Annotated in this window: 18 protein-coding genes; 3 read left to right on the top strand and 15 right to left on the bottom strand. The window is 73.3% G+C overall.

Features of this window, described 5'->3' with window-relative positions:
• Positions 1 to 6: 6 nt before the first annotated feature.
• On the top strand, positions 7 to 162 hold the full coding sequence (locus IF28_RS39335; protein ID WP_158713739.1) for a hypothetical protein: 156 nt from the start codon (positions 7 to 9) through the stop codon (positions 160 to 162).
• Here the strand turns inward: IF28_RS39335 and IF28_RS0134085 are convergent.
• Positions 159 to 3,539, bottom strand: coding sequence for a CARDB domain-containing protein (locus tag IF28_RS0134085; RefSeq protein ID WP_030228874.1), 3,381 nt, complete (start codon positions 3,537 to 3,539; stop codon positions 159 to 161). The genes IF28_RS39335 and IF28_RS0134085 overlap by 4 nt on opposite strands.
• A gap of 307 nt (positions 3,540 to 3,846) precedes the next feature.
• Between IF28_RS0134085 and IF28_RS0134080 the strand changes: the two genes are divergently transcribed.
• Positions 3,847 to 4,608 carry a hypothetical protein gene (locus tag IF28_RS0134080; RefSeq protein WP_030228872.1) on the top strand — a complete coding sequence of 254 codons (762 nt, stop codon included), beginning with the start codon at positions 3,847 to 3,849 and terminating at the stop codon, positions 4,606 to 4,608.
• A gap of 15 nt (positions 4,609 to 4,623) precedes the next feature.
• Here the strand turns inward: IF28_RS0134080 and IF28_RS0134075 are convergent, their stop codons facing one another.
• From IF28_RS0134075 to IF28_RS0134050, 6 genes are all read right to left on the bottom strand, one after another.
• The gene (locus tag IF28_RS0134075) at positions 4,624 to 6,519 is read right to left on the bottom strand and encodes a DUF2264 domain-containing protein (RefSeq protein ID WP_030228870.1); all 1,896 of its coding nucleotides are present in this window, start codon (positions 6,517 to 6,519) and stop codon (positions 4,624 to 4,626) included.
• A complete protein-coding gene (locus IF28_RS0134070; RefSeq protein ID WP_030228869.1) occupies positions 6,516 to 7,529 on the bottom strand; it encodes a hydroxyacid dehydrogenase in 1,014 nt (337 codons plus the stop codon). The genes IF28_RS0134075 and IF28_RS0134070 overlap by 4 nt, the downstream gene beginning before the upstream one ends.
• Positions 7,530 to 7,743: 214 nt before the next feature.
• Positions 7,744 to 9,087 carry an NAD(P)/FAD-dependent oxidoreductase gene (locus IF28_RS0134065; RefSeq protein ID WP_030228866.1) on the bottom strand — a complete coding sequence of 448 codons (1,344 nt, stop codon included), beginning with the start codon at positions 9,085 to 9,087 and terminating at the stop codon, positions 7,744 to 7,746.
• A gap of 108 nt (positions 9,088 to 9,195) precedes the next feature.
• Positions 9,196 to 9,993, bottom strand: a complete 798-nt coding sequence (locus IF28_RS0134060; protein ID WP_030228865.1) for a hypothetical protein — start codon at positions 9,991 to 9,993, stop codon at positions 9,196 to 9,198.
• Complete coding sequence (locus IF28_RS0134055) at positions 9,990 to 11,255, bottom strand: glycosyltransferase family 4 protein (protein ID WP_030228864.1); 1,266 nt, start codon at positions 11,253 to 11,255, stop codon at positions 9,990 to 9,992. The genes IF28_RS0134060 and IF28_RS0134055 overlap by 4 nt, the downstream gene beginning before the upstream one ends.
• Before the next feature lie 64 nt (positions 11,256 to 11,319).
• On the bottom strand, positions 11,320 to 11,721 hold the full coding sequence (locus tag IF28_RS0134050) for a hypothetical protein (protein ID WP_030228863.1): 402 nt from the start codon (positions 11,719 to 11,721) through the stop codon (positions 11,320 to 11,322).
• A 260-nt stretch (positions 11,722 to 11,981) separates the two neighbouring features.
• Here IF28_RS0134050 and IF28_RS0134045 point away from each other — a divergent pair, with 260 nt between their 5' ends.
• Positions 11,982 to 12,488, top strand: a complete 507-nt coding sequence (locus IF28_RS0134045) for a hypothetical protein (protein WP_030228861.1) — start codon at positions 11,982 to 11,984, stop codon at positions 12,486 to 12,488.
• Between the two features lie 40 nt (positions 12,489 to 12,528).
• Here IF28_RS0134045 and pgm read toward each other — a convergent pair whose 3' ends face one another.
• The 8 genes from pgm to IF28_RS0134005 all read right to left on the bottom strand — a co-directional run bounded on the left by pgm (position 12,529) and on the right by IF28_RS0134005 (position 20,903).
• A complete protein-coding gene (pgm, locus tag IF28_RS0134040; RefSeq protein ID WP_030228858.1) occupies positions 12,529 to 14,169 on the bottom strand; it encodes a phosphoglucomutase (alpha-D-glucose-1,6-bisphosphate-dependent) in 1,641 nt (546 codons plus the stop codon).
• Positions 14,170 to 14,284: 115 nt separating this feature from the next.
• Positions 14,285 to 14,713 carry a hypothetical protein gene (locus IF28_RS0134035; protein ID WP_106982205.1) on the bottom strand — a complete coding sequence of 143 codons (429 nt, stop codon included), beginning with the start codon at positions 14,711 to 14,713 and terminating at the stop codon, positions 14,285 to 14,287.
• A 28-nt stretch (positions 14,714 to 14,741) separates the two neighbouring features.
• A complete protein-coding gene (locus IF28_RS0134030) occupies positions 14,742 to 15,617 on the bottom strand; it encodes an STM4011 family radical SAM protein (RefSeq protein WP_037894628.1) in 876 nt (291 codons plus the stop codon).
• Between the two features lie 10 nt (positions 15,618 to 15,627).
• Positions 15,628 to 16,974, bottom strand: coding sequence for an STM4012 family radical SAM protein (locus tag IF28_RS0134025; RefSeq protein WP_030228849.1), 1,347 nt, complete (start codon positions 16,972 to 16,974; stop codon positions 15,628 to 15,630).
• The gene (locus IF28_RS0134020; protein WP_030228847.1) at positions 16,971 to 17,792 is read right to left on the bottom strand and encodes an STM4013/SEN3800 family hydrolase; all 822 of its coding nucleotides are present in this window, start codon (positions 17,790 to 17,792) and stop codon (positions 16,971 to 16,973) included. The genes IF28_RS0134025 and IF28_RS0134020 overlap by 4 nt, the downstream gene beginning before the upstream one ends.
• A 37-nt stretch (positions 17,793 to 17,829) precedes the next feature.
• On the bottom strand, positions 17,830 to 19,005 hold the full coding sequence (locus IF28_RS0134015; RefSeq protein ID WP_051713973.1) for an STM4014 family protein: 1,176 nt from the start codon (positions 19,003 to 19,005) through the stop codon (positions 17,830 to 17,832).
• Entirely contained in the window at positions 18,986 to 19,936 is a 951-nt protein-coding gene (locus tag IF28_RS0134010) for an STM4015 family protein (protein WP_030228841.1), read from the bottom strand. The genes IF28_RS0134015 and IF28_RS0134010 overlap by 20 nt, the downstream gene beginning before the upstream one ends.
• 10 nt (positions 19,937 to 19,946) lie before the next feature.
• Positions 19,947 to 20,903: an STM4015 family protein gene (locus IF28_RS0134005; protein ID WP_030228838.1), complete on the bottom strand. Its 957-nt coding sequence runs from the start codon at positions 20,901 to 20,903 to the stop codon at positions 19,947 to 19,949.
• Between the last annotated feature and the right edge of the window lie 204 nt (positions 20,904 to 21,107).

The raw sequence follows: 21,107 nt of genomic DNA, 5'->3' as shown, positions 1-21,107 counted from the left end.
CTCAGCGTGACTTCGACTTCCCGCAAACGCGTCAGCTCCGCGCGCGAGTCCGCCGAAGTCCCCCATCTGCGCCGCTCCCGGCACGCGCGGGACGGGTTCCGTACGGGCGGCGGGCCCGTACCCCGGGTGGAGTACGGGCCCGCCGGACGGAGCCCGTACTAGCGGTTGATCACGAACTGCGAGCCGGGTTCGACCAGTACGTCCCCTTGGGCCGAACCGGTGATGGTGACGTCCGTCAGGGTGGCGCTGCCACGGGCGCCGCTCATGGCGAGGATGCCGGACCCGTTGTTGGACTTCTCGATGGTGACGTCGCTGATCCGGACGTCCGGCACCACTCCCCCGCCGGTCTTGAACTGGATGCCGTCGTAGGTGGAGTCGTGGATGCCGGTGTCCCGGATGACCACGCCGGGGATGTCCGGCCCCTGCGCGAACAGGGTGATGGCGCCGAACTCCTGGTCCTCGTTCCAGAAGGCGCCGCCGGTGCGGTACAGGCCGTTGTTGGCGATGAGGGTCTGTCCGGAGAAGGGCAGCGGGTCGTGGTCGGTCGCCAGCATGATGCCGGGGTAGTTCATCGTGTCGTGGATCAGGTTGTTCTCGATGGTGTTGCCGTAGCCGCCGTAGACGGCGATCCCGTTGGCGCGCCAGGGCAGTTGGACGGTGTTGTTGCGGAAGTGGTTGTCGTGGCCGATGTCGGTCGAGGTGTTCTTGACGTATTTGCTCGCCCACACCGCCAGCGCGTCGTCGCCGGTGTTGCGCAGTGACGAGTTCTCCACCGAGGAATTGCGGGTGCCGTTGGCGAAGTTGACACCGTCGGCGTAGGTGTCGCGGATCCGCATGCCGGTGAACTCCAGTCCGTCGGCCGGGTTCCACAGCTCGGGGATGTTGCTGTAGTCGCGGCCCACCCAGACTCCGACGTTGGCGTGCTCGATCCACACGTTGCTGATCCTGGTGTTCTTGCCGAACCGGCCGTTGAGGCCGACCCCGCCCTCGGCTCCCCCGTCGCCGCCGCGGATGGTGCCCGAGCCGAAGATGGCGATGTCCGAGATCCTGGTGTTGTCGTCGATGTCGAAGCCGAAGTTGCCCTCGTGGGGGTGGTTGATGCCGCCCGCCTGGTGCGGCGGTGTGAGCGTGTAGAGCTGGGAGTGCCACATGCCGGCGCCCCGGACGGTGACGTCGCGGATGCCGACCTGGTTGTACTGGCCGCGGTTCTGGGGGTCGTCGGTGAGGATCTTCTGCTCCTGGCGCCACTGGCCCGGCGGGATCCACACACAGTCGATCCGCCCGTTCTGGTCGGCGGTCACGGCGCGCTGGAGGGCGTCGGTGTCGTCGATCCCGTCGTTGGGCACGGCGCCGTACTCGGTGATGGAGACACAGCCGGCCGGCTTGTCGGCGGCCGGTGCGACCTGCTCCAGGTCCACCAGGTCGACGATGTGGAAGGCTGCGTTGTCGTCGGCGTCGCGCTGGAGCCGGAAGACGGTGCCCGCCGGGTAGGTCGCGCCGAGCAGCGCGTGGGACTCGTCGAACAGCCGGCGGGCGTCGCTCCCCGGGGTGTTGGTGAGTCCCTCGGGGTCGTCGGTGGTGCCGTAGAGCCAGCTGTGCTTGGAGCTGAGGCCGATCTTCTGCACGAACTCGCCGTCGGCGTAGAGGCTGAGGGTGGTCTCGGCGCCGCCGCCTCCGGGGGCGTCGGGGACGGAGTTGCGTACGACGATGGAGTTGGCCGGGTTCGTGGAGCTGAACTGGACGTACTGGCCGGTGGAGTCGAGGCGGACCGACTCGCGTCCGGAGGACTCGGTGGCGAAGTTGGTGTGGCCGAAGGTGCGTTCGGCGTCGGCGGTGAGGAGGGTGCCCCGGTAGCCGCCGTCCTCCGCCTCGTACTCGGTGTACGGCACGGCGGCACCGCGTCCGACGACGATCGAGCGGGTGAGGATGTTGTTGTTCTCGTTGGTCTCGTCGACGGTGTCCGTGGCGTCCGCGGTGGCGGTGAGGATGCTCGCGCCGCCGGTGGCGGTCCAGGTGCCGCCGATGGCGACCTCGGCGGTGGCGCCGGCGGCGATGGTCCCGGTGGTGCCGTCGAACGTTCTGTCGCCGACGGCGAGCCGGGTCACGGAGCCGGCGGCCGCCGAGGTGCCCCGGTTGTGCACGGAGACGGTGAAGGACACCGACGCGCCCGTGGCGGGGCTCGCCGGGTCGGTCCCGATGCTCCGCACCTCCAGATCGGGGCCGGGGCTCTGCGTGACGGTGAGCTTGCCCGTCGCGGTGCGGCTGTTGTTGGTGTCGTCCTGTTCGGGGACGGTGTCCGTGGGGTCGACCACGGCGGAGACGGTGTAGCTGCCCTGCGCGCGCCTGCCCACGTCCACGGACACGGTCGTGGAGGCGCCCGCGGCGAGCGCGCCGACGGGGGCGCTGCCCGCGACGGTGCCTTCCAGGCTGACGTCGAGGGTGGCGGCGGCGGAGGCGGCCGACCCGGCGTTGCGCACGGTCGCGCGCACGGTGACGGCGTCCGTCTCGGTCGGGGACGCCGGTGTCCAGCCGAGGTCGGAGACGATCAGGTCGGGGTTGGGCGCGGCGGTGCCCATGACCTGCAACTCGGCGACCTGGGCGCCGTATCCGGCGGAGTTGCGGGTGAAGTCCAGCCGCACGTCGGCGTAGCGGCCGGTGACCGGGATGGTGACGGTGTTGCCGCCGGAGCCGGGGTCGAAGGTGTAGTCGGTGCGGGCCTTGAGTGCGGTGAAGTCGCCCGAGGACTGTTCCCTGCCCAGGACTGCGATGCTCTGGGTGCGTTGCGCCCAGGCGGCGTCGGGGTTGAGCCTGACGACGACGGCGCTGAGGTCGGCGTTGGCGCCCAGCCGGACGGTGAGTGCGGCGGGGTGGCCGTTGGACTCCCAGTAGGTGTTCAGCTGCCCGTCGTTGGCGTTGGTCGCCACGAACGAGTGAATTGTGGAGGACGCTTCGATCGGCTTGCCGAGCGACAGGTTGGTGCCGTCGACCGGCGGTTCCCCGGGGTCACCGCCGTCGTCACCGCCGTAGACCTCGATCTCGGACAACTGGGCGGCGTTCCAGCCGGTGTTGGCGCTCACCTGGACGCGGATGTGGCGTATGCCGCGGGCGGGGAAGCCGATGGTGACCGTGTTGCCGGACTCGGGATCGAAGCGGTGGGCCGCGGACCCGGACAGGCTGGTGAAGGTGGAGCCGTCGGTGCTGCCCTCGACCGTGAGGGTCTGGGCGCGGGCCTCCCAGGCGGTGGGCAGTTCGAGGACGACCTCCTCGGCCTCGACGGTACCGCCGAGGTCGACGCGGATCCACTGCGGGAAGGCGCCCGTCGGCCCTTCCCAGTAGCTCAGTTGGCTGCCGTCGGTCACGTGGGCGGCGGGGTAGCCGGCGTGGGAGCCGCCGGCCGTGACGCTCTTGCCGAGCGCCAGGTTGGGGCCGCGGGCCGCTGGGGCCGCGGCGCCGGCCGTTGTGGATGGGAGCCCGACGGCGACCAGGCCGGCCAGGAGCAGGCCGGTGATCGTCCGTAGGCCGAAACGCTTCCGTCTCATCAAGTCCTCGTTCCACGGCGGGGGTCGGGGCGGACGGCGAACCGGGCAGTCGATGCTTCTGCCATGAACTGCCATGGCCTGGTTCGACTTTTGCGATGCGCAGTTGATTTCTTGCGCGTTCTGGATTGAAGTTTCCGGCTCGCGTCCTGCTTGTCAATGGCATGGACACAACGTCCTGGGGAGCGGAGGCGTGGCCGGCGCCGCGCGCGGACGTCAACCGGTGGCCTCGCAGCAGAAACGGTCAACCGCGTGCGGCCGTACCATGGCTGGCCACCGGGGGAACCAACAGGCAGAAAGAGGCAGCGCCATGTCCGAGAGCCCGACCGCAGCCACCGATCTCACGTCGCAGTACTCCGCCCAGGTGGCGGGCGACCTGGAGCGCAACGTCAAGGAGCAGGAGCGGATCACCGCCGAGATCGTGGCGCTGCAGGAGCAGTTGACCGTGCTTCAGCACGATCACACCGTGCTGGTGAACATGCGGCAGGCGCTGGGGCTCACCTCGGTGGCCGCGGAGGCCGTGACGGATCCCGGACCGGAGCCGCGGCCAGAGGCCGTGGAGGCGTCCGCGGCCGGCACCGTGCCGGGCGGTACGACCGTGCCTGCACCGCGCGGGAAGAGCGGGGCCGAGGCGGCTGCGCAGAAGCCGAAGCGCGCGCGGAAGGTGTCGGCGCGCGCCACGTCCGGCAAGGCGGCCGCCGGGAAGCCGGCCGTGCCGGAGAGGTCCGCGCACAAGCCGGCCGCCGCGAAGGCGCGGCGGCCCGGGACGGAGCGGCCGAAGACGGACAGCACGAAGGCCGGGGCGACGAAGACGGACGGGCCCAAGCTCGTCGAACTCGTCAGCCGGCACCTGGGTGAGCAGAGCGAGCCGCGCTCGGCGGCGGAGATCGCCGGTGCGCTGGAGCAGGCGCTCCCCGGGCGTACCGTGAAGACCACGGTCGTGCGCAGCACGCTTGAGGGCCTCGTCGCCCGCAACCGGGCCCAGCGTTCCAAGCAGGGTTCGTCGGTGTTCTACACCGCGCCCGACGGCGCCGGGCAGGCCCCGAAGGCCGAGGAGGCGGCGCGGTCCTGACGCGACGCCGTCCGCTCACCGCTCCGTGTGACGCACCTCCACCGGCTCGAAGGTGATCCTGGTACGGGCCCCGTCGGCCCAGACGGCCTCGACCGCCCCGCCGGTCACCCGGACCTCGTCGACCGCCTCCGGCAGGGGCGCGGTGTCCGCGTCCGCCGTGAGGCATGCCAGGGCGACGTGCACGGAGGTGCCCCCGCACGCCCCGGTGAGGCGCGGAACCTGTGCCCAGCGGGTCCAGGCCGTGCCCTGGGGGGCGCGGACCGGGTCGGCCGCGGGACCGTCCCAGCCGTGAAGGCCGCGCAGGGCGGAGGTCAGTGACTCCTCCGGGCCGGTGGCCCAGCCGGTGTGGGTGACTCGGGAGCCCTCCGGCGCCCCCACCACCCGGTGCGCCCGCAGTTCGTGGCGGCCGCGTACCACCGTGACGCTCTCCACCCGCAGGCCCGGCACCATGGGCGGGCCGCCGGCGAACACCGGCCGGTGCCAGGACGCCGCCCAGCCCCAGCCGTCGCCGTGTCCCGCGCCCAGCGGGTGGATGCGGCGGCGCACACTGCGCCGGCCACCGGTCTCCACCGACAGATGGTTGTCGGCGACATTGCCGGGTGCGGTGGGGCCGGTGCGCGTGGAGTACGCCTGGCGCCCGTAGTGCGGGTCGTCGTCGGCCGCCGACTCGCCCTCGTGCGGGCGCACATGGTCGCTGCCGTGGTTGTGCAGCCGTACGACGCCGTCGCTCCGGGTCGCCTGGACCAGCAGTCCCGGCGCGGGCAGTGCCAGCACGTGGTCGGACTCCTCCACCGGCGCCGGATCCTCGGTGGCCGTCCAGAAGGCGTGGTCCGCGGGCGCGAGCAGGGCGGTGAAGGCCTTCGAGGCCCAGTACGGCGACGCCGGACCCGAGTAGCACTGCAGACTCGCCTCGTGGGGGCCGTACCAGCCGAGGCTCAGCAGACCGTCGGCGGTCAGCGCGCCCCGGTCGAGGAAGTGGCGCAGACTGCCGCTGGCGATACGGCGCGAGGCGCCCGGGGTCAGCGGGGTGTGGCCGGTGACCGCGCCGAGGGAGACGGCCGCCGAGGCCGCGAAGCGGTACGTCAGTGAGCGGCCGAAGTGCAGCGGCGCCCCGTCCCCGCCGAACATCAGGGCGAGGCCCTCCAGATGGGTGCGCAGGCGTGCGCCGTGACGCGCCAGCGCCTCGGCGTCGCCCGCGAGATGCGCGTCGAGGACCGGGTACAGGTGCAGCGCCCAGCCGTTGTAGTGGTCGAAGGCGCGCCCGTCGCCGTCGGCGTACCAGCCGTCGCCCCGGTACCAGTCCTCCAGCAGTTCCCGTGCCCGCTGCCGGGCGGCGGCCGTCCCGGCGTCGCCGCGCCCGACGGACTCCAGGAATCCGGCCACCGTGTACGGGAAGAGGTACCAGTTGTTGGGCGCCGGGGTGTGCCGCAGCGACCCCCGCAGCCACTCCTCCGCGCGGTCCTGCACACCGGAGTCGAGCCGCCGCCACAACCAGGGGGCGGTGAGCCGCAGTCCGAGCGCGACCGACGCCGACTCGACCATGGGCTGGCCCTGGGATTCGTGGCCGAGGATCAGCGGCCAGGACTCGGTGTCGTCACGGCCCGGTGTGCGGGTACCGGCGGCGAGTCCGCTCGCGTACCGCTCGAGGAGTCCGTGGGGATCGTCGCCGCCTGAGCCCGCGACCCGGAAGGCGGCGGCGAGGAACGTCCTGGCGTAGCCCTCGAGTCCGTCGGAGCGCACCCCCGAGCGGGAGGGGCGTCCCGGCAGGTCCAGCAGCGCGCAGCCGGGGGTGCTCCAGCGCCAGGCCGAGGCGAGCAGTCCGTCGGCCATGGCCTCCCAGTGGGCGCGGGTGTATCCGGTACGGGGGCTCGAACGACGGTCCTCGGCGGGCAGTTCGAAGGGGACACTCATGCCAGGAAGGCCAGCCTTTCGCGTCGTACGGGATGGAGGAAGCCCGCTCCGGACGCCCAGCGCGCGATCTCCGAGAGGGCGAGATCGGCGAGCCGGCGCCACTCGTTGCCCTGGGAGCCGGCGAGGTGGGGGGTGAGGAGCACGTTGTCGCACCGCCACAACGGGTGCTCCGGCGGCAGGACTTCTGGATCGGTCACATCGAGCACGGCGCGGATCCGGCCGGCCGCGGCGGCTTCGGCGAGCGCGTCCTGGTCGACGACGGCGCCCCGCGCGGTGTTGATCAGTACGGCGTCGGGGCGCATGGAGCCGATCAGTTCGGCGCCGACCAGTCCGCGGGTCTCGGGCAGCAGCGGGGTGTGCACGCTCACGGTGTCGCCGCGCCGGAAGAGCTCCGTCAGGTCCACGCGCTCCGCGCCCAGTTCCCTGGCCCCCGCCTCGTCGACGAACGGGTCGTACAGCAGCACGTCGACGTCGTGCGGGCGCAGCAGCTCGATGACGCGGCGGCCGACGAGGGAGGCGGACAGGATGCCGATCGTACGGCGGTGGTTGCCGACCGCGCGGGAGGTGCGCAGCCAGTCCGGGCGGGTGCGGGCGGCGCGGTACTCGCGCGCGCTCTCAAGGACCTGCTTGCCGGTGAGCAGGATCATCGCGAGGGTGTACTCGGCGACAGGGACGGCGTTGGCCGCGGCGGCGGAGGACACCTCGATGCCGCGTTCCCAGCAGGCGTCGGTGACATGGCCTCGTACGCTGCCCGCGGTGTGCACGACGGCCCGCAGCCGGGGCGCCGCCCGCAGCACCTCCGCGCCCAGGGGCGGGCAGCCCCAGCCGGTGACCAGCAGGTCGATGCCGGCGAGCACACCGCGGGCGCGGGGCGTGCTCAGGTCGTCCAGGACCGGGGGCGGTGCGAGGTCGCACAGCGCGGCGAGCGCGGTGAGCGACTCCTCGTCGAGGACGGCGGAGGCGACGTCCGGGGACATGGCCAGCGCGGCGCGCGGGCGTGGGCCGGGCATGGTGCCTCCCGGGTTCGGGCGTGCGGGGCGACACGGCTGACACGGAAATCCTCGACGCTCCACCGGCGAACGGTCAACAGATCGTTCAGTGGAGGATGAATCGTTCAAACGAGGCCCCTCCCCCGTACCCGGATGTTCGTTTGAACGATGCGGCGCATCACAACGACCGGCCGGGACGGCGGAACGGTTCGGACGGCCACCCGGGGGAGGCCGGTCAGGCGGCGCGGTCGGCCCGCCCGTCCCGCGGAGCCGCCCCCGCCAGGAAGGCGTCGCGCGGGTGCTGGACGGAGGCCAGGGAGACGAGGTCGCGGCCGAAGAGGGCGGCGGTCAGCCAGACCGCGAGGACGCGGATCTTCCGCTCCCAGGTGGGGACCGCCAGCACGTGGTAGCCCCGGTGCATCAGCCACGCCGGGAAGCCCTTGACGACGATGCCCCGGAACTCGAAGACGCCCCGGCCCAGTCCCAGCGTGGCCACCACACCGAGACTGCCGTGCCGGTACGGCCGCGGCCGGCGTCCCCGCAGATCGGCCACGAGGTTCTTCGCCAGCCGCTTGCCCTGCCGCACCGCGTGCTGGGCGTTCGGCACCGTCCGCGCACCCGGCACGTCCGACGCCAGGTCGGGCACGGCCGCGTCGTCACCGGCCGCCCACGCGTCCGGCACCGGCGCCTCGTCCGTGCCGGCCCGCAGATCGGGCCGCACCACCAGCAGCCCCCGCTCGTCGACGGGCAGATCGGTGTGGTTGTGCACCACGGGGTTGGAGGCGTTGCCGGCGGTCCACACGATCAGCTCCGAGTCGTACTCCTCTCCGCCGGACAGCACCACGTGCCCGTCCACCGCCGAGAGGAGCCGGCTGTTCAGATGCACCCGCGCACCGCGCCGCTCCAGTTCCCGCACGACCCACGCGCCGGGCCGGTCCGTCACCTCGGGCAGGATCCGGTCGCGTGCCTCGACCAGGTGGAACGAGAGGTCGTCGGGGCCCAGTTCGGGGTAGCGGTCGAGCATCGCGGTGGCCAGGGAGAGCAGTTCACCGAAGCCCTCGACCCCGGAGAAGCCGCCGCCGACGAAGGTGACGGTGAGCAGCTTGCGCCGGGCGGGGTCGCCGGCCGGCAGGGAGGCCGCCTGGTCGAACGCGGTCAGCAGCCGGTCCCGTACGGCGACCGCCTCCTCCACGTGCTTGAGGCCGATGGCCTGCCGGTCCAGTCCCGGCACGGGGAACGTCCGGGTGACCGCGCCCGCGGTCACCACCAGGACGTCGTAGCCCAGTTCGTACTCGTCCCCCTGCGCCGGCCGCACGGTCACGGTGCGGTCGGCGTGGCGGATGCCCGTCACGGAACCGGCGACGAGGCGGGTGCGGCGCAGATGCCGGCGCAGGGACACCGCCGCGTGCCGCGCCTCGACGGAACCGGCCGTGACCTCCGGCAGGAACGGCTGGTACGTCATGTAGGGACGGGGGTCGACGACCGTGACCCGCGCCTCGCCCCTGCGCAGTGTCTTTTCCAGGCCCCACGCGGTGTAGAAGCCCGCATAGCCGCCGCCGACGATCAGGATCTCTCGCATGGTGTCCTCTGTTCCTCGTCCGTCACCATGACGACCGGGCAGGGCACCGGGATGTGACAGGTGCGGAACGCCCGCGCGTGTGCGTCCCGTCACAGCGGCCGGGGCAGCTCAGTCGGCGGCGGTCACCTCGACGGCGAGGTCGTTGTCGATCGTGTAGTAGGGGCGGACCACGCGACCGTCCACGGTGACCCGCGGAAGGACGAACACGCCTTTGCGGTCGGCCAGGTCGTCGAGGAGCCGGGCGACCCTGACCTGCCGGGCGCCGGCGGCGGGCCGGACGAAGACGTTCCAGACGCGGCCGACGGCGGTCGTGAGGTCCGCGCAGGCGACGGTGAAGGAGAGGCCGCCGTCCTCCGCGGTCCGCGCCGGGTAGCTGCGGACGGTGTCCTTGTCCCCCCGCAACCGCAGTACCGCCTCGGCCCCCGCGCCGGGTTCCGTGCCGTGCAGGCGGACGCGGACCGTCATCGTCGCGCCGTCGACGCCGACGGGGCCCGCCTCCGCGAGCGCGGGGCGCAGCCAGGTCCGTATCGCGAGGAAGCCGTCCAGGGTGGCGTACGGCGCCCGGACCGCGACCGGTGACGGCCGCTCGCGCGTGCCTCCGTCGACGAGCGTCCGCAGGTCCCGCAGGCCGGGGAGCAGGCGCTCGCGCGCGTCGTCCGGGCCGGACAGCAGATAGGCGTCCCAGCGGCCCTCCGCGAGCCGGGGCAGCGGTTCCAGTACGGCGCGGAACTCGCCGTCGTCGCCGTGGGGTTCGAGGTCGAGGGTGTGGGTGGACTCCTCGGGCCGCCCCTTCTTGGGGCGCAGCACCAGCAGCAGCCGGGCCGGCGCGGCCGTCGGGGGGCGCAGACGGAAGGTGATCCGCCCGTCGGCGTCGACGGAGCAGTGGGTGCGCGCGGCCGTGCTCATCGGCGTGCCTTCCGTAGGGTGCGCAGCGCACGCGACGCGGCGACGTGGGCGAGGTCGCGGGTGGCGTGGCCCCGGCTGACGAGGGTGTGGTGCGCTCCGGTGCGTTCCGTTGTGCCGCGCCGTGCGCCGTTCCGGGCGTCGATCGCCTCCTGGAGCAGGCGTTCGGCCTGGGCGACGACCGGTCCGGGGGCGAACCGTTCGGCGTTGGTGAGGGCCGCCCGGCCCATGCGGCGGCGGCGCTCGTCGTCGCGGACCAGGCCGAGGAGGGCCGTGCCGAAGGCGGCGGTGTCCCCGACCGGCACCAGCCGGCCGTCCTCGCCGTCCCTGATGATCTCGCCGGGTCCGTAGGGGCAGTCGGTGCTGACGACGGGCAGTCCGCAGCGCATCGCCTCGACGAGGGTCATGCCGAAGGGCTCGTAGTCGGACGCGGCGGCGCCGATCGAGCCCTTCACCCACTCGGCCTCCATGGGGGTCACGGCGCCCATGAGGAAGACGTTGTTCCACAGGCCGAGCGTCTCGATCAGGGCGCGCAGGCGGCCGCGTTCCTCGCCCCTGCCGTAGATGCGCAGCTGCCAGTCGGGGAATTCGGCGGCGACCCGGGCGAACGCCTCGATGATCAGGTCGTAGCGCTTGACCGGGACCAGCCGGCCGGCCGCGACCACGACCTTGCCGGTGCCGTCGGCGGCGGGGAGCACCGGGGTGGGGACGCTGTTCGGCAGTGCCTCGACCCGTACGCCGGGCAGGCGCGTCTTGCGCCGGTAGGAGGCGGCGTCGGCCTCGGTGACGGTGGTCAGCACGTCGAGCCCGCGGTAGGCACGGCGCAGGGCGGTGCGCAGGGCGGGCGGATGGTGATCCAGGGTGAGGTGTTCCTGGCCGACGCGCGCGACATGCTCCGGGGCCTGGAGGGCGAGGTGCACGTTGAGCCCCGGCCGGGTGCCGACGACGACGTCGGCGTCGATGTCCGCCAGACAGGCGGCGATCCGCTCGTCGGTCAGCTCGCTGTACTGGTGGTGGCGGTACTCGGCGGCGGGGAACACCCTGGCCGGTCTGCCGTGCAGCGGGTGGTCCTTCTCCCGCCGCAGATCCACCAGCGCCCGCAGCCGCACTCCGGGGTGCGCGGTGAGATTGGGGTGCTCGCGGTGCCGTAACACCGAGACGATCTCCACGTCGTGCCGTTCGGCCAGGGCGGCCGCCAGGTTGAACGTGGTGGCGATCGTGCCTCCGATCCCATAGGCGTTGTGGATCAGAAAAGAGATCTTCATAGCGGTCCAGACCGTGAAACACGTTCAGAAGTTGTCCGCTGTTATCACTTCGTGGCCGCGATGATCACTGTTGTCGGGCTTCCGGGGGCATGGACTGGATCCGCATTCCGGGGCGGCGGCGGTGGACGGTGAGGTAGGTCAGTCCCTCGGGGCCCGCGTCGAGGCTCCGGGTGGAGCCGTGCGGGAGCCAGGTCAGGGTGCCCTGACGGAGCGTCTGCGGACCGTCGGGGGCGGTGAGGGTGCCGTGGCCGGCGAGGACCAGGAGCAGGACGTCGAGGTCGGGCTCGCGGTGGGTGCCGACCCGCTGCCCCGGCGGGACGCGTACGACGTTGGCGTCGAGTTGCCGGCCCGGTTCGGCGAGCCGCCACAGGGCGCCGGCGGACGCGTCGTCCAGGGCGGCGAGCGCGGCCGTGTCGCACAGGGCCTTCGGCAGGGGGAGGTCGTCGCCGTCTGCTGACGTCGTCATGGGGTGTCACCGTCCCGGATGTGCGGAGCCTCTTCCAAATGCGAACCTAGCATGCGGATTTGGGCGGCTCATGCTCCGCCGTCCCGCGGCGGCCTTGCAGAGGCCGGCCGGGCCGTGTCCCCCCGACGGACCTTTGTCCGATCGGGTCCACGCGCCCGGTGGACGCCTGTCAGCGATATGTTCGGTCGTCCGACCCGCTGTTCTCCCGATTTTGCGCTGTGCAATGATCCTGGCGGGATCGTCGAAGGGAATGAACGGACGTGACCGCGCGGAGACCGGACGACGGCGGAACGCCGGAGGAGCGGGACGGTGGCCCGTCCCTGCCCGAGGACGTCTGGCAGCGGTTCCTCACCGACAACGAGCGTGCGATCCGGGCCACCGCCCCGCGGGAGCCGTCCGCCCTCCAGCGGACACGGCCGCGCGCCGGCGGCGGTGCGCCGCGCGGGGACGCCGGCGGTGTCGAGGCGGTCGGTGATCTGTGGCATCCGGACGATCCGTGGGAGGGCCCGGCCTGGCGGCAGATGGACGGGCGCGCCCGGCTGCGCCGGGTCTGCCGCGTGGTGGGCACCGCCGCCGCGATCGCCCTGGCACTGGGCGCGTGGTCCCAGCTGTCCACCGGTGCGGGGACGCCGGCGGAGGGGCCCGGCGGCGACACCGTGCTGCAGCAGTCGGAGGAGGCGCCCGTGGAGCTGCCCACGGCGGCGACGTCGGTGCCGCCCGAGCTCGCCTCCCCGTCCCCGTCCGTGCCCGGCGTCCGGGCGGGCTGACGCGCCCCGGCAGCCGGGGCGCGCCGCGCGGGGGTGCGGTTCAGTCGCCCAGTGCCGCGAGGACCACGTCCTTGGCCTCCTCCTGCACCCGGCGCAGATGGTCCGGGCCCTGGAACGACTCGGCGTAGATCTTGTAGACGTCCTCGGTGCCGGAGGGCCGGGCGGCGAACCAGGCGCTGTCCGTGGTGACCTTGATGCCCCCGATGGACGCGCCGTTGCCCGGCGCCTCGGTGAGCACCGAGGTGACCGCCTCCCCGGCCAGGGTGTCGGCGGTGACCTGGGCGGGCGACAGTCTGGCGAGGCGGGCCTTCTCCTCACGGGTCGCCGGGGCGTCGATCCGCTCGTAGGCGGGCTCGCCGAACCGGGAGGCGAGGTCGGCGTAGTGCGCGGAGGGCGTCCTGCCGGTGACGGCGGTGATCTCGGAGGCGAGCAGCGCCAGGATGATGCCGTCCTTGTCGGTGGTCCACACCGAGCCGTCGCGGCGCAGGAAGGAGGCCCCCGCCGACTCCTCGCCGCCGAAGCCGAGGCCGCCGTCGGCGAGTCCGTCCACGAACCACTTGAACCCGACGGGCACCTCGACGAGTTCGCGCTTCAGGTCGGCGGCGACCCGGTCGATCATCGCGGAGGACACCAGGGTCTTGCCGACACCGGCCCCGGCCGGCCACCGCTCCCGGTGCGCGTAGAGGTAGCCGATCGCCGTGGCGAGGTAGTGGTTGGGGTTCATCAGCCCGGCGTCCGGGGTGACGATGCCGTGCCGGTCGGCGTCGGCGTCGTTGCCGGTGGCGATGTCGAAACGGTCGCGCCGGCGGATGAGGGACGCCATGGCGTGCGGTGAGGAGCAGTCCATCCGGATCTTCCCGTCCCAGTCCAGCGTCATGAACCGCCAGGTGGGGTCGGTGAGCGGGTTGACCACGGTGAGGTCGAGCCGGTGCTCCTCGGCGATCCGGCCCCAGTACGCCACCGACGCCCCGCCCAGCGGGTCGGCGCCGATCCGTACGCCGGCCGCGCGGATCGCGTCCAGGTCCAGCACGTTCGGCAGGTCCGCGACATAGGTGCCGAGGAAGTCGTACCGGCCGGTCCCGGGTGCGGCGAGGGCGCGGGCGTACGGGATGCGGCGGACGTCCTTCAGGCCGCCGCGGATGATGTCGTTGGCCCGGTCCTGGATCCAGCCGGTGGCGTCCGAGCCCGCGGGGCCGCCGGTGGGCGGGTTGTACTTGAACCCGCCGTCGGCGGGCGGGTTGTGCGACGGCGTGACGACGACGCCGTCCGCGAGGCCCGTGGTACGGCCCCGGTTGTGGGTGAGGATGGCGTGCGAGACCGCCGGGGTGGGGGTGTAGCCGTCGGCGCTGTCGACGAGCACCGTGACCCCGCCCGCGGCGAACACCTCCAGGGCGGTGACGCGGGCCGGCTCGGACAGGGCGTGGGTGTCGGCGCCGAGGAAGAGGGGGCCGTCGGTGCCCTGCTCCCTGCGGTACTCGCAGATGGCCTGGCTGGTCGCGGCGATGTGGTCCTCGTTGAACGCGGCCGCCAGGGACGAGCCGCGGTGCCCCGAGGTGCCGAAGGCGACGCGCTGTGCCGGATCCTCGGGGTCGGGGTGCAGCGCGTAGTACGCCGTGACCAGCCGGGCGACGTCGACGAGATCCTCGGGGCCGGCCGGACCGCCCGCTCGCTCGTGCTGCATGTGCCCACTCCTCCGCCTGGGTTGCTTCCTCGCTTGCGGAGACATCTTTCCTCGTCGGGGCAGCACCGCGCGAGTGGGGCCCGGCTGCTCCCCGTCCCGTCCCGCCGCCCCGGTGTCAGATCCGGCCGCCGGTCATCCGGGTCAGGGGGCCGTGGGTGTGGCGTCCGGCGCGCCGGCCCACCGCGTAGGAGGCGGCGGTGAGCGCGGTGAGGCCGGCGGCGGCCCCGGCGGCGGCGAGCCTGCGGTGGGCGATGACGGTCCAGGCGGTCTTGGCGCCGGCGGCGACCTGTCCCGAGGTGGCGACGACCACGCGGCGGCCCGCCTCGACACCCTTGGCGGCACTCTGCGCGGCGCCGGTCGCCGCCTGTGCCGCGCGTTCGGCGCCCGAGGCGGCGGCCGACGCGGCGTCACCCGCCTTGCCGGCTGCCTCGTCGGCCGCCTTCCCTGCGGGCGCGGTCGCCTTGTCCGTGGTCTCCCGGGCCTTGGTCGCGGCGGACCGGGTGGAGGTGGTCTTCCGGTTCGTATTCCTGTTCTGTTCACTCATGGAGACCGACTTGCCGCCGGCTCTCCCGTCAAACATGTCCGCCCGCGCGGGACCGCTGTGGGGCCGGGGCCGGTATCCGTTCCAGCACGCCGCCGGCGAACACGTCGTACAGCGGCAGTGTTTCGAGGTGGACGTAGCCGATGTGGCAGTCGCAGGTGGTGAGGGGGCACGGGCGGGGGCGCAGTGCCTGCCGGTAGCTGCCGTCGTAGAGGTTGCCGAGTTCGGCGCGGACGAAGTGGCAGCGGCGGACGGTGCCCTCGCCGTCGACGGAGATGACGGACTCCCCCGTGCGGCAGGGCAGGCCCGCGCTGGCGTGGGGGCGGCGGCTGTACGGGAACAGGGGGTCGAGCGCGGTCCAGACGTCGGCCTCGGCGTCGTCGTAGGTGTGGCCCTCGGCGGCGTTGACCCACAGGTACACCCGTTCGGGCAGGTCGGCGCGCAGCCGCCGGGCCGCGTCCAGGTGGTCGGGCAGTCCGACGATGCCGACGCTGAACCGGGCGCCGAGCCGCTCCAGTTCGCGGCATTTGGCGAGGAAGCGGTCGTAGGGGGTCTGCCCCGGGTGGTACGTGCACCACAGGGCCAGGGTGTCGAGGTCGGCGCCGGCGAGCCAGTCGGTGCGGCAGCTGAGGTTGGTCTGGATGGCGACGCGGCGGATGTGCGGCCGGTGGGACAGCCGGGTCAGGGTGTCGCGGTACCAGGAGCGGACCAGGCCCTCGCCCCAGGGGGTGAACAGAAGGGAGAGCCGGTCGGTGGTCCGTGCCTCGGCCCAGTCGGCGAACCTCGCCAGGCAGGCACGGTCGGTGCGGAGTTGCTCGCGGCTGTCGCGGCGCTTGGCGAACGGGCAGTAGGGGCAGTCGTAGTCGCAGGAGGCCAGCGGGCCCCGGTAGAGGAGGGTCAGGTCCATCGGGCGGGTCTCACTTCCGCTCGTAGGCGGCCATGGCGGCCCGCACGGCCGGGGAGAACAGCTCCGGGCCGACGGCGTCGGAGTGGGCCAGCCCCTCGGGGGTCAGGCGCAGCAGCCCGGCGGCGGTGTCCTCGGTCAGCCAGCCGCGGTCGGCGAAGCGGGTCAGTTCGGCCGGGAAGTCGTCCGCCGGGGTGCGGCCGCCGAACCGGGTGCGGTAGCCGGCGACGTCGAGGCCGTCCGCCTGGAGCAGGGACTGCAGCAGATGCCGCCGTCGCGCCTCGCCGGCGTCGATGCGGCGGCCGTACTCGGCGTGGGCGAAGTCGGCGGCCGGGCGGGAGACGTAGTCGTCGATGATGCCGCGGATCTCGTGCATGCCGACGGCGTAGTCGAAGGAGTAGTGCAGCCCGGCGGTGTAGGAGCGGGCGCCGCAGCCGAGCCCGATCATGCCGTCGGTCTGGCAGGCGTGGTCGTCCGCGCCCTGCGGCGGGGCGTCGGCGCGGCGGAACATGCGCATGGACCGCTGGGTGTAGCCGTGGGCGAGGAGGTGGTCGCGGCCCAGGCGGTACAGGCGCAGCCGCTGTGCGTCCCAGGCCGGGTCGGGGTCGCCGGCGCGGCGTCCCAGTCCGGTGAGGGGGCGTATGTAGAGGGGGTAGAGGTAGAGCTCCTCGGGGTGCCAGGCGAGGGCGGCGTCGAGGGAGTGCAGCCAGGTGTGTTCGGTCTGGCCGTCGATGCCGTAGATGAGGTCGATGTTGAGGACGGGGACGCGGGCGTCGCGGACGCGGCCGAGGGCGGCTTCGACGTCGGCGCGGCGCTGGGGGCGTACGGCGGCGCGGGCCTCGGTGTCGTCGAAGCTCTGTACGCCCAGGCTGAGCCGGGTGGTGCCGCGGGCGGCCAGGACTTCCAGCCGGTCGGCGGTGGCCGTGGCGGGCGAGGCCTCCACGGACAGCGGGACGGCGCGCAGGCCGGCGCCCATACGGTGCTCGGCGATGTCGCACAGCCGCTCGAGTTCGGCGGCGGTGAGGAAGGTGGGGGTGCCGCCGCCGAAGGCCGCGGTGGCGAACCGTACGGGTTCACGCTCCCCCAGCGCCTCGCGTACGGCGGTCGCCTGCCGTTCGAGGGCGTCCAGGTAGGCGCCGGTGAGGCCGTCGGGGGCGCCGATGCGGGTGAACAGGTTGCAGAAGCCGCAGCGGACCTCGCAGAACGGGATGTGCAGATAGAGGGAGAGGGCGTCCTTGGGTTCGCCGGCCCACAGGTCGCCGAGGAGGGGGCGGTCGGCGAGTTTCCGGTAGGCGGTCTTGTGCGGGTAGGCGTAGACGTAGCTCTGGTACGGGGTCGTCCGGCTGGTGGTGGTGGTCATCGGGCGGCCTCGGCGGGGGTGGGGTCCAGGAAGAAGTGGGCGTAGGGCACGGTCCACACGGACTCGTGGCCGATGCGGTGGCCGGTGTAGCCGTCGTCGCCGTAGGCGGTGCCGTGGTCGGAGCAGACGATGGCGAGGCAGCGGCGTCTGCTGCTCGCGGCGGCGAACAGCCGGCCGATGTGCCGGTCCACGTACTCGAGGGCGGCGGCGTGGGTGGCGCGGGTGTCGCCGTCCTCGCGGGTGGCGCCGGGCGTGTGGAACCAGTTGGGCTGGTGCAGTGCGGCGACGTTGACGAAGAGGAACAGGCGCCGTTCGTGGGGAAGTTCGCGGACCACCTGTTCCGCGCGGGTCACCTGGGACTCGAACGACGTGGCGGAGGTGACGCCGAACTCCGGTGTCCAGTGGGACTCCTGGAACAGTCCGGGCAGCACCGAGCCCAGCGGGGCCCGGCGGTTGAAGAAGCCGACGCCGCCGACGCACACCGTGCGGTAGCCCTCCTTCGCGAGGCCGGACACCAGGTCCGGGGTGTCGTACACGAAGGTGTGCCCGGCCGTGGTCTCGCTGCCGGCGAAGCGGGCCGCGAACAGCCGCGGGTGCGGGCCGGGGACGGCCGGCGTGGGCAGGAATCCGGCGAAGATCGCCTGGTGGGAGGCGTAGGTGAAGCTGCCGGGGGCGTGCCGCCGCTCCCAGCGGCCGCCGGGCAGACGGCGGGCCAGGTTCGGAATGCGTCCCTCGGCGGCGAGTTCGGCGGCGACGTCGTACCGGAGGGTGTCGAGGGTGACGAGGAGGATGTCGTGACTGCCGACGATCTCGTTCATGTCCGGATGGTCCGGTGCGGCGGGCGCGGGTGCCGGTTCAGGCGCTGACATGGGTGGTTCCCGTTCTGTGCTGGTGGTACGGGTGCGGCCGGTCCGGGGCGCGGCGCAGGACGGCCGCGACCTGGGCCGCGTAGGTGTCGAGGCCCTCCGCCCCGCTGCCGGGGAGTCCGGTGAGGCGGGGCAGCAGGTCGCCGAAGGCGTTGACCTCGCTGACCGCGAACCGGCGCCAGCCGACGGCCGGGAGCAGGTCGACGCCGACGCAGAGGGTGCGTGGGAAGCAGGCCGCCGCGCGCTCGCACACGGCGAGGACGTCCGCCCAGCTCCCGCCGGCCGCCTCGACGGCGTCGCGTACGGCGTCGAGGTCGCCGCGGGCGCCGCCGAGGTGGAGGTTGGTCATCGGCGCGGTGCTGGTGCGCACGACGGCGTGGGTGGCGCGGCCGGCCACCACCACGACCCGCAGATCGGCGGCGCGGCCCCGCTGGGACGCCTTGGGCAGCCAGTGTTCCAGGTGCAGCCCGTCCGGGGCGAGGGCGTCCACGATCGCGGCGATGTCCCGCTCCCGCTCGTAGCGGCGCACCTTCAGGGAGTTGAACAGGCTTTTGTCCGGGGTCAGTTCGACGGAGGTGGTGGCCCTGATCCGGCCGCTGCCGGCTGCCTCGACGGCGAGCACGCCGGAGGCCGAGGAGCCATGGGCGAGCTTGACGAAGAGTCGGGGCATGCGGTGGTCGCGCATGACGGTCCGTACGTCGTCCCAGCCGGTGACGGGTACGGCGTCCGGGCCCGAGGTGGGTGACCGGGGCACGGGGATGTCCGCCGCGTCGAGGACGGCGTGGCAGCGCCGTTTGTCGAACAGGACGGCCAGTTCGCCGGGGTCGTCGAGCCGGACCCCGCCGCGCAGGCCGCGGACCGCCGCGGTGAACCGCGCGTACCAGCGTGCCGAGCCCTCCACGCGGGTGGGGTCCGGTACGTCCCTCAGCAGCCGGTCGACCTCGGGATGCTCGCCGGGTGAGTCGAGCCGGACGGTCTCGTCGGCGGCGAAGTCGGCCCCGCCGTCGCCGAGGACCCGCTCCCACGGCACGACGCGCGGTGCGGGCAGTCCGGCCGCGCGGACGGCGTCGGTGAACAGGGTCGTCCTGCGGTTCTCGGGGTTGCCCACGACGGCGAGGCGCACGGGCGCGCCCGCCGTTCCCGGTTCATTCCCCGACCGCGACATAGCGGTCCTCCGGGCGGTGGGCGCTGCGGTGGGCGGGGGTGAGGCCGAGGTCCGGGATGTGCGGTCCGAGTGTGTCGCGGACCCGGCGGGTCATCTCCTCGCCCATGAAGTGGTGTCCGAGGTCGAGGGCGCGCAGATGGGTCAGCGGCTGCCCGGCGAGCAGGGCGGCGCCCCCGTCGTCTCCGAGGGTGCCCATGCCCAGGTCGAGGGAGTCCAGACCGGCGACGACGGGCGCGGCGGCCACGGCGGTGGCGATGTGGTCCTGGATGTCGCTGTTGCACAGACCGAGATGGCGCAGTCCCGGGCCGCGGCCGAGGGTGTCCAGGAGTGCCCGGACGTCGTCGGCGGTGCAGTCGCCGCCGTACCAGGAGGTGCCCAGCCACAGTTCCAGATGGTGCAGGGCGGGGAGGTCGCAGGCGGCGAGGCCGCGCACCGGCTCGGGGGGCAGGCCGCCGGACTCGACGCGCAGTCTGCGCAGTCCGGCGTGGCGCAGCGGCTCGATCACCAGGCCCTCGCCGCCGCGCAGGCCGAGTTCGTACAGGCCCGGCCAGGCGTGCAGGACGGGGCCGATGCCGCCCTGTTTGATCCAGGAGATCTCCGTCTCCTCGGATTCGACGTCCGCGAGGAAGAGGGCCCGCAGCCGGGGCAGCCGGTGTGCGTCGGCGGTGATCAGGTCGAGTACGGGACCGATGCCGTCCTCGTCCCACTCCTGCCACCAGGCGCCGATGACGAGGGCCACGGCCTCGTCGGTGCGGACCCGGTCCAGGAAGGAGCGCCACCGGTCCTCGAACGGGACCTCCCAGTCCGCGGCGAGCCGCCAGGCGACGGAGGCGGGAGGGGGCGGACCGGGGCCCGGATCGCCCTCGGGGCCGGTGACGTCGTGCACGGGCAGGCCGTGGAAGTGCTCCAGACGGGAGGGGTAGTAGCCCATGGGGACGCGCTCACTCCCCCACGGCGACGAAGCGGTGGACGGTGCCGTCCTCGTCCTCGTCGCGGTCGGCGTCGTTGTCGTCGAGGTCCACCTCGACACCCGCCGGTTCCAGCGTGTCCCGTATGCGCTGCCGGAGGGGCTCGCTCAGGTAGTTGTGGTGCAGGTCCAGCCGCTTGAGGTGGGTGAGCGGCTGGCCGCCGAGCAGGGCGGTGGCGCCTTCGTCTCCGAGGGTGCCCATGGACAGGTCGAGCACCTCGAGGCGGGCGACGACCGGCGCGGACGCGACGGCGGCGGCGACCTCGTCCTGGATCTCGCTGTTGCGCAGGGCCAGGTGCCGCAGCCGGGGCAGCCGGGCGCCGGAGAGGATCGGTTCCAGGTCGGTGACCTCGCTGTCGGCGCCGTACCACGAGGTGCCCAGCCACAGGTCGAGGTGTTCCAGCGCGGGCAGTTCACTGGCCGCGATCCCGCGCACCACCTCCACGGGGAGTCCTCCGGTCTCCACGACCAGCTTCCGCAGTCCGTCGTGGCGCAGGGCGGGGAACACCAGGCCCTGGCCGCCGCGCACACCGAACTCCTCCAGCGCGGGGAAACCGGCGAGCAGCCCGGTGACGTCGGTCTGGTGGATCCAGGAGATCTCGCACTCCTCGAACACGATGTCGCCGAGGAACAGCGCCCGCAGCGCGGGCAGCCGGTCACGCGCGGCCAGCAGCGCCTCGATGACGTCGGTCGGGCCGGAGTCGTAGGCGTCGTCCCACATGCCGACGACCAGGGCGCGCACCCGTGTGGTGTCGACCTCGGCGCAGAAGCGGGCGAACCCCTCCGCCCATCCCATGTCGTCGTCGTACGTCCCGCCGGCCGGCCGCCAGGCCACGGAGCCGGGCTCGGGCGGCGTCGCCGGGCCCGTGCCCTCGGCGAAGGGGAACACGGGGAGCCCGTACAGCTCCTCGAGGTGGCCTCCGATGGTCATCCGGGCTCTCCTGTCGTGCGGTGGGTGAAGGAAGGCGGGGCCGGGTCGGCGCACGGGGTGCGGGCCGTCCGGCGGTGCGTGCAGCAGTTCTACCAACAGCGACTGACAACGCCCGGTGGCGGGGCTGGTGACGGTCCGTTGTCAGTGGCGGCTCGTACTGTCTGCGGCATGGGCTCCGGAGCAGGGTGCGCCGGAGTGGAGGGG

The sequence above is a fragment of the Streptomyces sp. NRRL WC-3626 genome (assembly GCF_000718785.1).
GTDB lineage: Bacteria > Actinomycetota > Actinomycetes > Streptomycetales > Streptomycetaceae > Streptomyces > Streptomyces edwardsiae.
The sequence above is the reverse complement of the archived record's forward strand: the minus strand, read 5'-3'. Positions and strand labels throughout refer to the sequence as shown.